Source organism: Rubritalea squalenifaciens DSM 18772 (genome assembly GCF_900141815.1).
Taxonomy (GTDB): Bacteria; Verrucomicrobiota; Verrucomicrobiia; order Verrucomicrobiales; family Akkermansiaceae; genus Rubritalea; species Rubritalea squalenifaciens.
Map to the genome: position 1 here is coordinate 441,086 of NZ_FQYR01000004.1, position 15,461 is coordinate 456,546.

15 protein-coding genes are annotated in these 15,461 nt (G+C 50.2%); 5 read left to right on the forward strand and 10 right to left on the reverse strand.

What is annotated here, in order from left to right:
• The first annotated feature begins 16 nt into the window (after window positions 1-16).
• Entirely contained in the window at window positions 17-550 is a 534-nt protein-coding gene (locus BUB27_RS12110; protein ID WP_143184105.1) for a SprT-like domain-containing protein, read from the forward strand.
• Between the two features lies 1 nt (window position 551).
• On the opposite strand, the gene BUB27_RS12115 is transcribed toward BUB27_RS12110, so the two are convergent.
• Together BUB27_RS12115 and BUB27_RS12120 are read right to left on the reverse strand one after the other, a co-directional pair.
• Window positions 552-1,748 carry an acyltransferase family protein gene (locus BUB27_RS12115; protein ID WP_143184106.1) on the reverse strand — a complete coding sequence of 399 codons (1,197 nt, stop codon included), beginning with the start codon at window positions 1,746-1,748 and terminating at the stop codon, window positions 552-554.
• Complete coding sequence (locus BUB27_RS12120) at window positions 1,675-2,418, reverse strand: class I SAM-dependent methyltransferase (protein WP_143184107.1); 744 nt, start codon at window positions 2,416-2,418, stop codon at window positions 1,675-1,677. Before BUB27_RS12120 ends, BUB27_RS12115 begins: the two co-directional genes overlap by 74 nt.
• Window positions 2,419-2,549: 131 nt before the next feature.
• On the opposite strand from BUB27_RS12120, the gene guaB reads away from it, so the two are divergent.
• The 3 genes from guaB to BUB27_RS12135 all read left to right on the forward strand — a co-directional run bounded on the left by guaB (window position 2,550) and on the right by BUB27_RS12135 (window position 6,206).
• Window positions 2,550-4,004, forward strand: a complete 1,455-nt coding sequence (guaB, locus tag BUB27_RS12125) for an IMP dehydrogenase (RefSeq protein ID WP_143184108.1) — start codon at window positions 2,550-2,552, stop codon at window positions 4,002-4,004.
• A 76-nt stretch (window positions 4,005-4,080) separates the two neighbouring features.
• Window positions 4,081-5,595, forward strand: a complete 1,515-nt coding sequence (gene guaA / locus BUB27_RS12130) for a glutamine-hydrolyzing GMP synthase (RefSeq protein ID WP_343124698.1) — start codon at window positions 4,081-4,083, stop codon at window positions 5,593-5,595.
• A gap of 134 nt (window positions 5,596-5,729) precedes the next feature.
• On the forward strand, window positions 5,730-6,206 hold the full coding sequence (locus BUB27_RS12135; protein ID WP_143184110.1) for a hypothetical protein: 477 nt from the start codon (window positions 5,730-5,732) through the stop codon (window positions 6,204-6,206).
• Between the two features lie 39 nt (window positions 6,207-6,245).
• Here BUB27_RS12135 and BUB27_RS12140 read toward each other — a convergent pair whose 3' ends face one another.
• The 8 genes from BUB27_RS12140 to BUB27_RS12175 all read right to left on the reverse strand — a co-directional run bounded on the left by BUB27_RS12140 (window position 6,246) and on the right by BUB27_RS12175 (window position 14,162).
• A complete protein-coding gene (locus BUB27_RS12140) occupies window positions 6,246-6,692 on the reverse strand; it encodes a hypothetical protein (RefSeq protein ID WP_143184111.1) in 447 nt (148 codons plus the stop codon).
• Window positions 6,693-6,944: 252 nt separating this feature from the next.
• Window positions 6,945-7,166 (reverse strand): hypothetical protein, encoded by a 222-nt coding sequence (locus BUB27_RS12145; protein ID WP_143184112.1) that lies wholly within the window; start codon window positions 7,164-7,166, stop codon window positions 6,945-6,947.
• A gap of 300 nt (window positions 7,167-7,466) precedes the next feature.
• Window positions 7,467-8,333: a PEP-CTERM sorting domain-containing protein gene (locus BUB27_RS12150; RefSeq protein WP_143184113.1), complete on the reverse strand. Its 867-nt coding sequence runs from the start codon at window positions 8,331-8,333 to the stop codon at window positions 7,467-7,469.
• 206 nt (window positions 8,334-8,539) lie between these two features.
• Window positions 8,540-9,418 carry a 7-carboxy-7-deazaguanine synthase QueE gene (locus BUB27_RS12155; RefSeq protein ID WP_234991745.1) on the reverse strand — a complete coding sequence of 293 codons (879 nt, stop codon included), beginning with the start codon at window positions 9,416-9,418 and terminating at the stop codon, window positions 8,540-8,542.
• A gap of 184 nt (window positions 9,419-9,602) precedes the next feature.
• The gene (gene kbl, locus BUB27_RS12160; protein ID WP_143184114.1) at window positions 9,603-10,799 is read right to left on the reverse strand and encodes a glycine C-acetyltransferase; all 1,197 of its coding nucleotides are present in this window, start codon (window positions 10,797-10,799) and stop codon (window positions 9,603-9,605) included.
• Between the two features lie 149 nt (window positions 10,800-10,948).
• Window positions 10,949-12,361 carry a C39 family peptidase gene (locus tag BUB27_RS12165; protein ID WP_159434941.1) on the reverse strand — a complete coding sequence of 471 codons (1,413 nt, stop codon included), beginning with the start codon at window positions 12,359-12,361 and terminating at the stop codon, window positions 10,949-10,951.
• Window positions 12,362-12,459: 98 nt separating this feature from the next.
• Entirely contained in the window at window positions 12,460-13,044 is a 585-nt protein-coding gene (locus tag BUB27_RS12170; RefSeq protein ID WP_143184116.1) for an HAD family hydrolase, read from the reverse strand.
• A complete protein-coding gene (locus BUB27_RS12175; RefSeq protein ID WP_143184117.1) occupies window positions 13,041-14,162 on the reverse strand; it encodes an MGDG synthase family glycosyltransferase in 1,122 nt (373 codons plus the stop codon). Before BUB27_RS12175 ends, BUB27_RS12170 begins: the two co-directional genes overlap by 4 nt.
• Window positions 14,163-14,333: 171 nt before the next feature.
• On the opposite strand from BUB27_RS12175, the gene BUB27_RS12180 reads away from it, so the two are divergent.
• Entirely contained in the window at window positions 14,334-15,443 is a 1,110-nt protein-coding gene (locus BUB27_RS12180) for a hypothetical protein (protein WP_143184118.1), read from the forward strand.
• Window positions 15,444-15,461: the final 18 nt, after the last annotated feature.

Consider the following 15,461-nt stretch of genomic DNA (forward strand, 5'->3'; position numbering starts at 1 on the left):
TAGACGATACGAGTCGATGAGCACTGCGCATGAGAAAATAGTACACGCCGCTCTGCGTGATATTCTGGAGCAGGCCTTAAGGCGCTTGCGAGTAGTCGGGGGAAATGATTTGGCCTCCAAGGTGACCGTGGTTTGGAACTCTCGGATGAGGTCTACAGCTGGCAAGGCACATTGGCCCGAGGCCAAGGTAGAACTGAATCCTAAGCTCATCGGTATCAGTTTGGCTGAGGTCAAACGCACTTTGCTCCATGAGTTGGCCCATCTTCTTGCGTACCATCGCCATAAGCGTCGTCGTATCCAGCCGCATGGCAGGGAGTGGCAACAGGCGTGTGCGGACTTGGGGATCCCCGGTGAATCCGTGACTCACAATTTGGCGCTGCCTAGTTCTCGCCAGCGTCGCAAGTGGCGTTATGTCTGCCCAAACTGCCTGCAGAGTATAGAGCGGGTGCGTAAAATGAGTGCTAGCTCAGCTTGTTACCATTGTTGTCAGAACTACAACGGTGGAAAATACCATTCTCGCTTTCGCTTGAAGGCCGAACGTATAGCTTAAATTATTTCTGCCTGGGCTTGGGCATAAAGGGCTTTTCAAAGCAAAGATAGAGTAGAGGGGCACTCAGGAATACGAGCGCTGCTGTGAGGATGAGTGGTGCTAAATTGTGTAGTGAGTGTTCGATTTTGCTCTCAATGAGTTGGTCGACAATATGCTTTTTCACCAACTCTAGAATGGCTCCATGAAAAAGGTAGATGGAATAGCACATGCCTCCAAGTGCTGCAATCCATGGACGAGAAAGAAAATGTTTTAGAGCTCTACCATGCATACTCATCCACATGGTGACGGCGAGCAGTGTAGGGACGAGGAAGGAGATGGATGGAGTGTGGAGTAATAGTGGTAGGGTTAGCCAGAGTGGAATAGCGATGAAGTCGAAGCCTATTTTGTTAGGAGACTCCATTGTTAGGTGGAGTTCGGTCATGAGCATGCCTAGCAGAAAGTAGGGGAGATGAGCGGCCAGGGTATAGTCCAGCCACTCCATCGTGGTGTTTGTATAGAGTCTGGGGAGGAAACCTGAGAGTACGGCCAGGGTGAGTAGTGTGCCTCTTCTTAGTGTGGGGTGGGAGATGCGGAAGAGTAGAGCCAGTAGTGGAGCAAGCAGATAGAACTGGATTTCTATTTCCAGCGTCCAGGCTGGAGGCAGGAGGGGGTTGAGCTCGCCAGAGTAGATTAGAGAATGGGCATAGAGACTACTGGCGCCCAGTCGGGGCAGCAGGTCTTGATAGCTGTGGCTGGAGATGTGAGGAAGAATTAGGAATCCCAGGAGTAATGCTACGAAGTAGGGGATCTCGATTCTAATAAAGCGCCTCGTGAGGTAGTTTTTGATGTTAGGTTTTCGTGATCCATGGATCCAGTGTGCGGCAAAGGGCAGGGTGATGATGAAGCCACTGATAATGAAAAAGACCTGCACGCCAAACCAACCTTGTGCCATGAAGTAGGAAATCCACTGAGCTCCCTCTACCTCTGTGTAGTTGTTTGGATAAGGCTTGGGGTAAAAGTAGACGTAGCTATGAAACAGGACTACGAGAAGGATGGCAATAAAGCGCAAGCCGTCCAGCTCTGGAAGATAGTTTCCTGAACGGGTGCGGCGCTTGAATAGTTGGAACAGCGTTTTCAGATCGGCTCTATGTAGGCTTGATTCCGCCGTAAGCAGCGAAAGTGGAGTTCTTGTGGAGAATGTCCACTTGGGTAAAGCCAACCTGACGCATCAAGTCCAGCTGATACGTGACCGGGCGCGGGGAATCTTCTTTCTCTATGTAGGCGAAGACGGAGTCACGGTACTCTGGGCCACCATGATCTTCCAGGTAGTCACCATAGCGAGACCACATCAGTTCGTGGATAGCTGGATGTTCCTGTGTAACCAAGTCGCTGACCCATAGGGATCCACCGGGTTTAAGTAGAGCGTAGATTTTCTGGAAGGTACGTGTCCAATCATCGTCCTCTCTGAGGTGGTGCAGGACAGCCGCGGCTATGATGATGTCATAGCTGTTTTCAGGGAGGTCCTGCTCCCTCAGGTCACCGTGCCATGTGGTCAGTTCGGAGGCTGGGGATTCTGCCGTAACCCGCTCTCTGGCCCGCTCCAGCATCGGGGCACTGAGATCCAGTAGGTCGCATGCCGGGGCCTGGTTGCCGGCTGGCAGGGATTGCAGTAGTTTGAGCGTGTTGTTACCCGCGCCGCAGCCTAGATCCAGGATGCGAGAGGGGGATGGGCTGGCTGCTAGAGCGGCTTGGGTGATCAGCTCCATGCTCAGCGGGGCGTCGATGGTAGAGGCTTGTCCTGTGTCTAGATTGGAGAATCTCTCCACGTCGCTGTCAAAGCGCTGGCGTATATCCTCGGTGCTGGATTTTTCGTTTAATGGAGTCTTCATGGAGCTTTCCAAGTGATTGTTGTGCTGAGAGTAGTGGGGGATGCTGGGACAGGCAATCGCCAGATGTATGATTTCGAGTGGCTTCGGTGATTTGGGCTTGCAAGTTGGGGTGAACCTCTATTGACTCCGTCATGGCAGAGATTTCTCTCGGATTATCTTTTGACGACGTCCTTCTCATTCCGCAATTGAGTGGAGTGATTCCTAGTGAGACGGACATTTCCTCCTGGCTGACTAAAGACATCGGCCTGAATATTCCTGTGGTTTCCGCAGCGATGGACTCTGTGTCCGAAACGGAGCTTGCGATCGCTCTGGCTCGCGAAGGTGGTATCGGTGTGATTCACCGTAACAACACGATCGAAGAGCAGGCCGCGATGGTGGCCAAGGTGAAGCGTAGTGAGAACGCGGTGATCCAACACCCGCTGACCGTGACCAAAGAGCTTACCGTAGCGGATGTGCGTTCGATCATGGATGCAGAAGGTTTCTCCGGTTTCCCGGTAGTGGATGCAGACAAGCGCCTACTGGGTATGGTGACTGGCCGTGACGTGCGCCACATCGCGAACGAGACTCGTACGGTTGAAGAAGTGATGACCCCTCTTGAGCGTCTGGTAACAGCACCTGCGAATACTCAAATTGAGGAAGCGCGCCGTATCCTTTATCAGAATCGCATCGAGAAGCTTCCTCTGATTGATGCAGAGGGTAAACTCACAGGTTTGATCACAGGAGCTGATATTGAGAAGCGCATTACTTTCACCAGTGCAGCCAAAGACACCAACGGTCAGCTCCGTTGCGGTGCAGCCGTGGGACCCGGACCTGAGTTTAGAGATCGTGCCCAGGCATTGATCGAGGCTGGTGCGGATGCTCTCTTCATTGATGCGGCTACTGGCCACACCACCCGTGTTATCGAAGTGGTCAAAGAGCTGACCTCCATGAGCAATGTTCCCGTGGTGGCAGGTAACGTGGTTACTGCCCATGGTGCTCGCGACTTGGTGGATGCAGGTGTGTCAGCAGTTAAGGTAGGTGTGGGACCTGGTTCCATCTGTACTACCCGTGTGATTGCCGGTGTTGGTATGCCCCAGTTCACAGCCATTCAGAATGTGGCATCTTACTGCCGTGACAAAGGCGTGGCCGTGATTGCTGACGGAGGTATCCGCTACTCTGGTGACATTGTGAAGGCCATGGCTGCTGGTGCAGATCTGGTGATGCTTGGTTCACTCCTCGCAGGTACTCGTGAATCTCCAGGTCAGACGGTGCATTTCCAAGGCCGTCGCTTCAAGTCCTACCGCGGTATGGGCTCCCTAGGCGCGATGAACAAAGGCTCCAAAGACCGCTACAGCCAGAACGCCTCCGGCAAGATGGTGGCAGAGGGTGTGGAAGGCCGAGTGCCATACAAGGGTCCTCTTGCAGATGTGGTGTTCCAGCTCATGGGCGGACTGAAGTCCGGCCTAGGCTATGTGGGGGCGAGCAACCTCAACGAACTGCGTGAGCGTGCTGAGTTCACAAGAATTACAGCAGGTGGACTCAAGGAGTCCCACGCACACGATATCACAATCACCGAGGAGCCTACCAACTATCAGCCTAGCGCGTAGTCTCAGTTACAATACTTAACTTTTTAACACGCGGGGTCGTTTGGCCCCGCTCAATCATTTAAATAACATGGAAGAAATTAATCACGTAGCAGTGCTGGACTTCGGTTCCCAGTATACTCAGCTCATCGTACGCCGCGTGCGTGAGCTTGGTTTCTTTGCCAAGCTTTACCAACCAGAGGATCTTGCTGAAATTGGCAAGCCCGGAGCCATCATCCTTTCTGGTGGGCCAATGAGTACCAGTCATCCTGATGCTCCAGATATCGACTTCGAATTGCTTAAAGGCTACGGAGTGCCAGTTCTCGGTGTTTGTTACGGGATGCAGCTGCTGAACATCAAGTTCGGCGGTTCCGTAGAAGCGAGTGATCGTCGCGAGTACGGTCCTGCAGGCCTCTACCCGGTAGCTAGCGAAGGCCTCTATGAGGGTATCACAGACAAATCCCAGGTGTGGATGAGTCACTCCGATACCGTGAAAAACCTTGGTGAAAGCTGTAAGGTGATCGCCAAGAACCAGCACGGAACTCCAGTTTCCCTGCAATGGGGCGAGAGCTTCTACGGCATTCAGTTCCACCCAGAGGTGACTCACTCTCACGAAGGTACACGTATCCTTCATAACTTCCTTCTCACCGCGAAAGATCTTGAGCCATTCCGCATTGAAGATTTTAAGCGTGAGCTGATCGAAAACATCAAGAAGACTGTTGGTGACAAGCAGGTGGTCTGTGGTGTCTCTGGTGGTGTAGATTCCACAGTTCTGGCAGTGCTTCTTAATGAGGCCGGCGTAAACGTGCGAGCCATCTTCGTAGATCAAGGTCTGATGCGTAAGAATGAAGCTGAGGAAGTGAAAAACAACTTCCACCGCCTGGGTGTAGAGATTGAAGCAATTGATGCCTCCAAACTGTTCCTCGACGCTCTGGCTGGTGAGCCCGATCCTGAGAAGAAGCGAGTCATCATTGGTAACCTCTTCATCGACGTATTCTGGGATACTGTGGGTAACGCGGAGATGCTTGCTCAGGGTACGCTTTACCCAGACGTGATCGAGAGTGCTTCTAACGACAAGTCTAAGGCTTCCAAGATCAAGACACACCACAACCGCGTAGACCGCATCCTTGAGCTGCAGAAGCAGGGCAAGGTGTTGGAGCCTCTTGCTGAACTCTTCAAGGATGAGGTTCGCGAGCTTGGCCACTCATTGGGTATTCCAGACGATATTCTTAACCGTCATCCATTCCCAGGTCCTGGTCTTGCGGTACGCTGTCCTGGTGAAATCACCCTCGAGCGCCTGAATGTGATTCGCGACTGTGATGCGATCTTTATCAACGCGCTTAAAGAGCACGGGTGGTACGACAAGGTCTGGCAGGCCTATGCTGGTCTGATTCCAGTCAAGACTGTGGGGGTAAAAGGTGATGAGCGCTCCTATGAGTGGGCCACCAACCTGCGCGCAGTGATTTCCGAAGACGCGATGACTGCCGATTGGGTGGAGCTTCCCCCGAGCTTGCTTCGTGAAGTATCCAATAAGATCCTCAATGAGGTGTCTGGCATCAACCGCGTGCTCTACGATATTTCCACCAAGCCACCGGCAAGTATTGAATGGGAATAAGCCTCAGGCTTTCATGATTTCTAAAGCGTTCCTCCAGTGGGGGAGCGCTTTTTTTTATGTTAACTCAGTGAGGGGGGATTCAGTTATAGCCTATCAACTTGACATTGTTTGTTAGTTTATAAGACTATTCCATTATGATGCTCTCATACACACACAAAGTCGGTAAATGGACACTGGGTCCTGCAATCATTGCCTTAGCTTTATCCTCTTGTGATAAGGAGGCTCAGACAGCAGCTGAGCCAAGCTCGGCTGATCAGCCCAAAAGTAAGGCGCAAGTGGTCGATCATGTGGTGACCCCTCCGGCACCCGCAGCTAGTGATCATAATCAGGCTAAGACTGCTGATGAGAATTCTTCAGAGAGCACTGCAGGAGCTGCAGTTGGTGGTGATGCGAAATCTGAGGGAGAAGAGTCTGCGCAGCCAGGATTTGAAGTGGTGACTGATCCAGCCACGATTCAGGTGGAAGAAGGCATGCCGAGACCTAAGGTTGGCGATAAGATCTATACCTTCACCACTTTACCCAAAGAGGCCTGTGGTACCTATTGGGTGAAAGATAGTGATGGTTCCGTGGCACAGGTTGCCATTTGTAATGATAAGGCTCACTCCCATTGATGGCGTAGGACATTGTCCGGGTCTCTGATAAAGGGGAAATCAGAGGCCAAGCTCATCCAGAGAGTAATCGCTGGAGTCTCCCATGACGCTGATGAGCATGAGAGGGTCAATGACGTCATCTAAGTCTTCTGGGACATCGTACTCAGAGGCAATCTGGTCAATGGCTGCATTACTGGTGATCACTACCTCAGTGACATTTGTATCCGCTGGGGAAGGGGGGGATGAGGCTACAGAAGGCTGATCAGGGCTTTGGTCATCATTCATCAAAGCCACTGTGAGCACGATGCACGCAGCCGCTGCAGTAAGTCCTGTAATCACCGGACGTGGAGCGAGAAGGCGCTTCCAGAAAGGAATAGGCTCTTCCTCTAGTCTGATGGCACGCATGACGTTACGAGAGAACATGGGGCTAGGCTTCTGCTCGCTGGCAGCGCCTAGGAGATCCCATACAGGATCTTTCTCGATATCGTTCTGTGGTTTCTGGCTCATGGTTCTGATGGTTAAACTACCCAAACTCAGCAGAGTTGCGAAAATATATCAATTTTATGATCTACGAGCCAGATTTATTACTTTCTGCGGGGAGCTACAATGTTATGAGGGGAAATTTGAAGAGGGTTTGGAGGCAAAAATGCCAGCATAAGATGGCTCATACTGGCATGAACTGGGTAAACAATGGCAAAATACTGTGTTTACGGGCGCTTCCGGTGGAGAAGCAGGCTGGTCGTGGCCCTGGAATGAGCGTTAAACTGGACGGTTCTGGGACATTGGTGGGGGCGCTAGGTGGTACGAACTGAGGCTGTTCATCATAAAGAATGCTCCATTCCTCATCGCCAGAGCTGCTGGCCCATACATGGAGTTTTGCGCTTCGCCCTCGTATTTGAAGCCGCCGAAGGAAGTATAGAGATAGACTTGGTCACTGGCCGCTGCATTTTCAAGGCTGGCTGTCGGAACGTAGACATACACATCTGATTGGCCGCTGCCGCTCACACCGGCTTGCAGGAGGGATTAATATTTGTTAGAATGTGATCCCTGCAAATACGTTGAAACGACGAACATATTTAGGGGGATTGATTTGATTTACATGGGGGTTTTGTTCCTTTGTGAATTTGAGAATAAAATCTATTAGTGACTTGGCTTCATTTGTGGAGTGTTGCCATCAAGGCGGGTAAATGGACGTCGCCTAAAAAACAACTGCTGCAGCTACAGAGAAAAACTCTGTAGTGCAGCAGAAGTATGTGTGTGGAGCTTTTTTAAATAGTTTGTCTAGCGCTTTCTTCTCATCGCTAACGCAGCGGCAGCTACGGTGAGAAGAAGTGACGTACTAGGCTCAGGAATTGGCTCCTCGAGTGGCTCGACGTTAGGGCGCTCCGAGGCGTCTTCTGGAACGCTCCATTCTTCGAAGCCGCTGTCATTGACCCATGCATCAGTACCGTCTGGGTCGTATCCACCAAAGGCGGAGTAGAGGTAGATGTAATCATCATCTGCTGCTGCTTCTAGACTCAGTACGGGCACAAAGGCTAACAAGTCAGAAGCTCCGCCTCCGCTACCGACGATGCCGGCATCGATAAGTATCGTGCTGTCTTCTCCAGTATCCAGATTGTAGCGGAGAATGCCTAGCTGATCGAGGTCAGCTTCGTTGTCTGGTAGTGGATTCGGATCGGAGCCGCTGCGGGTATAGATCCGAAAATCATCCAGCGAGAGGAGTTGACTGCTTCCAGGCTCATTAACATCCAGTGCAAAAATGTAGAATTGGCCATTCAAGGTGGTGACCAGATCGGATTTTCTGATCAATGGATTGAAGCCATTGGATACACTTGAGTCCATGATTCCATCACGGTTGTATCCGCTCTCCTGTAGGCCTCCGCTAACTTTGTAAAGCTGACGGAAAGAACCACTTCCAGAGTTGAGATCTCCTGAGATGAAGTAGGCATCATTGATACCGCCACCTCTTACATCAAAGTAGTCGTCTGCTTGAGTATCGTAAACTTCCAGAAATGAGGTGGGTGTGTTGTCAGATAAGGAACCAGTCTCGTCTGTTAAGTTAAGAATGGCTGCTTGTGAGGCATTGCTTCCGAGCACACCGAGTACACACAAACTCGCTGCGCCAAGTAGGCGTTTTTGGGGGGTCATAGCTAGGGGGGTTAGTTGGGGGGCTAGCACCTTGTCCTGATGCTAGGTGTTATTGACACGCTAATATTCTAAGCATGAATAAGATGAGGAATAAATAAAAATCATGTAAAAGCCGATTAATTCTTATTAATCCTATGATTTAGAATCCAGTTAGGCAACTTCTAGCAATGGATGGGAGGGCAAACTGTTAGTTGAAAAAGTGGGATTTAGACCCCTCTTTTACTACCCCAAAGTTGAATATGAAGCCTGTCAGAGAATCGATATCCGTGATCTCTGCATAAATCAGCAAGCCATAGACGACGCTGATTGAGGGTCTCTTCATCGCGGCCTTCTGGCATGAGGAGGATCCTGGATCTGGGAATAGAGAATCTCTTTTCGATCTCCTGAATCTCTTCAAGGTCTTGCTCATTCTGTACCACAAATTTGAACCAGGCTTTGGGAGAGCTGGCAAAGTAGGCGAGAGATGCTTCGTTGAGACGAAGGTTCTCTGCGTTGCCAGAGTTGGAAAGTTTTGGAGAAACGTTCCATTGGTCGATAGCTTCCTGGAGGAAGGAATTTGGTAACTGGGTGCCATTGGTTTCGACCTCAAAACGGTAGTCGGGATCGATGTTCCTCAGATGAGTGATCAAGTCTTCCCAGCCGGCTTGTTGAAGGAGGGGTTCTCCACCTGTAAGAATCACGTTTTTACACGGATAGTGGCTGAGAATGTTTGCCACCTCCTCTATGCTCACTTCTTGGATGTAATCAGCCTTGCTGAATTTTTTGTATCCGGGCAGGGCATCGTTCTCGTGTGTCCAAGGTGTTCCTTCCCAATTCCAAGTGTAGTCAGTGTCGCACCAAGTACAGTGTAAGTTACACAATGAGGAGCGGATGAAAATGGATGGTACGCCCATGCTCACTCCCTCGCCTTGGAGGGTGTGAAAGATTTCAGGTTGTCCATTGAGGACTGCGAGTTTGAGCGTGCAGGACATGCTTCTAGTTATGACCTCAGTCGTTCCTTCGTGCAAGGCTGAGGGAAGATAAGTTTTTTCGAAGTAGGTTACATCTCCAATGCCTTGGAATCCACCTTCTGTCAGGCGAAGCAAGACCCCAAAGAGAAAGGTATGCAGACGCTTTGCTCTCTGTTTATGATAAGTAGGACTATTTCAATGGGGCAAGATACTCGCTCAATTAGGGGGAAGCAGTCGGCTGCTAGTTGTTGGCAAGGGACAAAAAAAGCGCAGAGATATCTCTCTGCGCTTTGGAAATATTTTAGCTGTCTACACTGCTTCAGATGACGCTGAGATCCTTGCCGGCCTTGATGAAGGCCTCGATACCCCTGTCGAGCTGCTCTTTGGTGTGAGCTGCGGAGATTTGGGTACGGATACGAGCCGTGTTGTGCGGGACAACAGGGTAGAAGAAACCAATCGCAAAGACGCCGTAATCGAGAAGCTTCTCGGAGAACTTCTGGGAGAGAGCTGCGTCGCCAAGCATGACTGGAGAGATCGGGTGGTCTTTACCCGCGATGGTGAAGCCTGTGGAGGCCATGTTGTCACGGAAGTACTTGGTGTTCTCTTTCACCTTGTCAGCGTACTCGTTGGTTTCAGTGAGCATGTCGAAGACTTCTAGTGAAGCTGCTGCGATGACTGGAGCGATGGAGTTTGAGAAGAGGTACGGGCGTGAACGCTGGCGAAGAAGGTCGATGATTTCTTTCTTGCCTGAGGTGTATCCACCAGAAGCACCGCCAAGAGCCTTGCCGAGTGTGCCTGTGGTGATGTCGATCTTACCGAATAGGCCGCAATGCTCGTGAGTACCACGGCCACGTTCTCCGAGGAAACCGGTAGCGTGACAGTCATCGTGATGCACGATGGCATTGTACTTTTCAGCAAGTGCGTAAACCTTGTCCAGATCACAGATGATGCCGTCCATGGAGAAGACACCGTCTGTGGTGATCAGTTTGAAGCGAGCTCCAGCCTCGTCAGCTTCCTTAAGCTTGGCTTCCAAGTCTTCCATGTTGTTGTTCGCGTAGCGGAAGCGCTTGGCTTTACAGAGGCGAACGCCATCAATGATGGAAGCGTGGTTCAGTGAGTCGGAGATTACTGCGTCTTCCGCGGTGAGGAGAACTTCGAAAAGACCACCATTGGCGTCAAAGCAAGACGGGTAGAGGATCGTGTCCTCAGTGCCGAGGTATTCGGAGATTTTTTCTTCAAGCTGACGGTGCAAAGTCTGGGTGCCACAGATGAAGCGTACAGAAGCCATGCCAAAGCCCCATTTTTCGGCTGCTTCGGAGGCGGCCTTGACTACGCGTGGGTGGTCGGCGAGTCCCAGGTAATTATTGGCGCACATGTTGATGACCTCACGGCCGTCCTTGAGGGTGACCGTAGAATTTTGAGTAGAAGTGATGTAGCGCTCGCTTTTAAAGAGGCCAGCTTCTTTGATTTCATCAAGAGTGGACTCCAGGTGCTGTTTGAATGTATCCGGATACATGGTGTATAGAGATGGAATGAGAAAGTTGATTACCCTCCCTCAGAGAAGGTGAAAACAGGTTTGCCCCCACGACAGGTAATGAAAATAAAAAAATCGCGTAAAGCGGTACACTTTACGCGATTTTGATCAATATACGAGATATTTGAGTCCTAGCGGGTAGGAGGCATCACCAGAAGGCCCATTGTCATGCAGAAAGCTTTCCCTGAATCCATGCTTTTCTTGCCATGGCCGTGACCCCAAGAGTCTGAGTAGATCAGTTCATTTTTTGCCTCATTGTAGCCGATGATCAGTCGCATATGGCCCCCACGGGCTTGAGGGAGGTCTGGCTCTGGGAATAGACCAAGCTGCAAACACCAGCCCACTGGGATACCTTGGTCGATGTATTCCTTGATCTTGCTCATGAAGCGTTTGTAGCTAGACTTATCCATCATCACTTCACGGAAGATTTCACCATCACATTTGGAGTAGAATGCGTCCATATTGACGAGGGAATCTCTATCCACTTTGTCGTAGTTATCACCACCCTTGACAGACTTGCCACCTTTTTTCTTGGCCAGTCTTTGATAATTGTTCACGTCGCGGACGATTTCGTTCAAACCAATTTCCAGTTTACGGAAGGCGCGCATGTAGGCATTGTAGTCGTCTCCATCTTTCTTGGTAGGGAGATCGGCGAGGCCTTTAGGATATTCGTAAAGGACGATCACGCGGGAATTTAATTTGCCTGTCACGCGCTTGAGAGCTTCGACCATTTCATTGAGTCTAGTGCCCATCTCTGCTGAAGCTCCTGCGATCTGAGCCATCTCATGTTGGTCAGTTTGGCGGCCGTAATATTGGTAGATGCGAGCTGCTGTGGCACAGGCGCAATAGCCCTTCTTACCTTGGTCGACCATGGGGATGTTGGCGATGTAGACATCACCAGTCTCTTCATCTTCAACCACATTACTTTTCAGGGCACTGCGGTTGGCGGTAGAACCTCCATCCCTAGCAGAGGAAAGTGAGGCTACTCTGAGTCGAATAAATTCAGGTTCGCCACTGCTGGCATTAACGGATTTTTCAAGCTGGAATGCCGTTTTATCCTTCTTCCAGAAAAGCTTCTTGGTGCGGACAGTGCCTCTTTTACTCTTATCCTCGGCTTTGTCTCCTGTATTTGTAGTGACATGCTCGGCATAGGTGTCGAAAGCTTTGTTGAACTCAGAGAGAGCGATGTTACCATCGTCGCCCTTGTTGTAGACCATAATCGTGAAGCCTTTGAGGAAATCCTCAGCATCAGAGTAGACTAGCACTTCACCGGACTTTTCACCAAAGGTCTGAATATTCTTACCTTCGCTGCGGAGACGGTCTTCGTTTGCGCTCATCCATTCAAAACCGTAGTCAGCGAACTTTTCTTTAAAATCGCTGATTTTCATTTGCCACAATTCATCGGTTAAGAGAATTTGGCCCATATCTACTGTTTTCTTAGCCTCTTCTTCCTTAGGCTTTTTTTCTTTGGATTGGGCGAGAATAGGGGTGGTTTGACAAGCAAGGACGAGACTTACTGATAATAAACTAATAAACTTATTCATGTGAGGTAATGAGAGATGAGATAGTAGCCCGCAAGTCATCGAGCGAGCACTTAGTTGTGAGCATTCGATGATAAAACGACACGTATAGCGAATTCTGTTTAACTTATTGCGCTTAACCAGTCAAGAAGTGCTGTATGATCGTGCTGGTCATACTGGAAGCTTTGCAAGCCATGTCTTATGCCAGCTTGGATATTTGCCTCCATATCATCTATATAAATGGTATCCTCAGGGAGGATGGAAAATTTTTCGAATGAATGGGTGAAAAAGTCATCATGGGGTTTGATTGCACCGATTTCATGGGAGAAAACAGCATGGTCGAAGAGTTCAAAGACCGGATAAGTTTCTAGGCAATAAGGCGCATGGATCGGATTGATATTCGAATAGAGAATCAAGCGGTGGCCTTGTTCTTTAAGTTCAGCCGCCAGGTCCCAAGTACCTGGGATGGGGGTGAAAATAGAGTTCCAGGCGGCCATGAACTCCTCTTGAGATGCAGAGGAGTCCAAGAGTTGAGTAGCCCACTGGATGTACTCGTTTGCGGGGATTTTCCCGGATTCGAAATCGTCTTTTACCTCAAGGATTTTTTGGATTGCCTGCGGGTCGGGAGATCGACCGGCCAAGGCTTTCAATGCGGGCTGGAAGTCGAAGGAGAGAAGGACGTTTCCGATGTCGAATAAATAAGTCATGACTCAGATCTGATCTGTTTCAGGATAAACTGGGCTGCGGTGGCTGAACCGCAAGGCATGGCCGATGCTGCTAGGTTGTCTTTCATTGTTCTCCACTCGCGGGCGTCGTTTGCTAACATCTGAGTGATGGCAGAGGTCATCTGCTCTTCGGTATCACAGAGTTGGCCCGCTCCGATATCATGCAGGAGATCCAAGTTACCCTGCTCCTGACCGGGGACTAGGTGGCTGATCAGCATCGGGCACTGGGCAGCGATGGCTTCATGGACTGTAGCTCCACCAGCTTTACCGATGGTGAGATGATGGCTGGAGAGTAATTCCGGGACTTTGCGGGTCCAGCCTTTGATTTGAACGCGGCCAGGGTATTGCTCCTGGATTTCTCTGGCTCGTTCGTAGAGTTTTCTGACGTTTCGGCCCAGGACGACAGTCACTTGGGTTTGATTGCCGGGAACGTCTAGAATCGCTCTGAGATGCTTGCGGACGGTCGGCTTTTTTGAGGTGGGGAAGTAGAGCACCTTAAATGGTGTGCATGATACTTGGGATGTTAGCGGCGTCAGGGTCTGAAAACGGGGGTGCACAGCAAAGCCTGTGACGATGATTTTCTCTGCCGGCAGCCCTTTGGCGACGAGCTTTTTCTTGGTCAAATCATCCGTCACCAGCCAGAAGTCAGTGGGTGCTTTGCTCCAGGCTGCATTGATTTCTATCGAGTCTGTTATCACGGTAAAGACGGGGACTTTGCTTGCTCCGCGTCTGAAGGAACGGTCGAGGAAATAGGGATAGAGTGGATAGGTGCTAATGATCGCATCCGGGGAAAAGCTGAAGAGCAAGTCATGGAGGATATTCTCCGGCTTACGCATCAGTGGGAAACGTTCTTTGGAAAAGTCGTGTCGCTCCGTAGACTTATAGATGCGAGACCAAAGTTTGGGGGTGTGCGTGGTTACGAAGCGATAAAATCTCCTTAACTGCTGGTTCAAGTTTGGCGAGCCACGGTCACATGGATCTACCACTTCGACCTCTGCCTCTGACTCTAGTGCTGAAGCCAGATTGTTGGCCGCACTGTTGTGACCCTCGCCAAACCCGGCGGTTGTAATGATTATTCTAGGCTGGTAGGGCTCTGACACTCGGGAAGCTTTAGCATGAATATCGATTGCGTCGATGGTGATTTCTCATCAAATGTCGCTAGGATAGAAACCGTGCTCCTCATGAAGCTGGTCATGGAACTGTGTTGATCTTGGCTGAGGAGGACGCTATATGTAGATTTAAGTAATCCTAAGTGTTAACAAGTGTGAGGAATGTCTAGTGTAGATAAATCAGAGTTAGAGCCAAACGACTCAGATCAGGAGGGCGTGAAAAAGCCTGCCGTCCATTTGAATGGAGATGGGCAGCCGCCAGAGAGTGTAAATAGAGGCAGGGAGCCCAAACCCTATGCGACGATGGCTGAATCTGGACTCAGTATGCGTAGGCGAGATCCTGATGCTTCATTGCTACAGGCCCAGCGACCTGTACACAGTAGTCCAGAGGAACAATGGGGAGGGGAAGAGCAGAAATCTACTGATAGCTGGATATTGGGCATCGTGTGTACGATTTTTGGTTTGTTGGGGGTGGCCATCCTCTGGTCGATCACCAATCTGGATCATGGTTCAGAGAAGGCTGAGGTCGAGCAGGCCGCTCTGGAGGTCAGTCAAGAACATGCAGAGCAAGTACAGCTGAATGCTGAGGAGATTGTGGAAGAAGTGGAGCGACTGACAAGAGGCTACGTAGAGGCAAAATCTGTCGATGAACGGGCAAAATATGTTCGAGATCCTGAGAGGGTACGACCAATGATGAACAGCTACTATGAAGACCATCCCCTAGAGACTGGACGCCTGAAATCTATCAAAAAGTGGCTCCCAGTCGAGATGGATCACTACAGCTTTTTGGTGATTACCTATGAACTCGAGGGGGAAAAAGGCAGTAGTCAATTACTGATCGGGGAGTCCGAGCAGGGGGTCATGGCTGTTGATTGGGAATCTAAGGTTTCTTATCAGACTGCGGACTGGGATAAGTTCCGAAAAGAGAAGGTTGCCGAACCCACCATGTTTCGCGTGTATCTAGAACTTACTGAACTTAGTCCATTCTATGGCTTTGAGTTCAGTGATTATAAAAAGTATCGCGCCTACAAGGTCATGCTCAAAGATGAGGAGGAATATCTCTGGGGCTACACGGAACTGGATAGCCCCGTGGATAAGAAATTGATGCAAATGGCTGAATCAGAACTGAAGGCCACAGGGAAAATGAATAAGCTGCCTGTCATTGTGAAGCTGAGATACCTGAAGAATAGCATGTCAGACCGATGTGTGGTGATCGATGAGTTGGTTGGCAAAAACTGGGTGCTGACGAATCCTGAAAAGCAGCTCAAGTAGATCAAGAGAGTAGAGGGT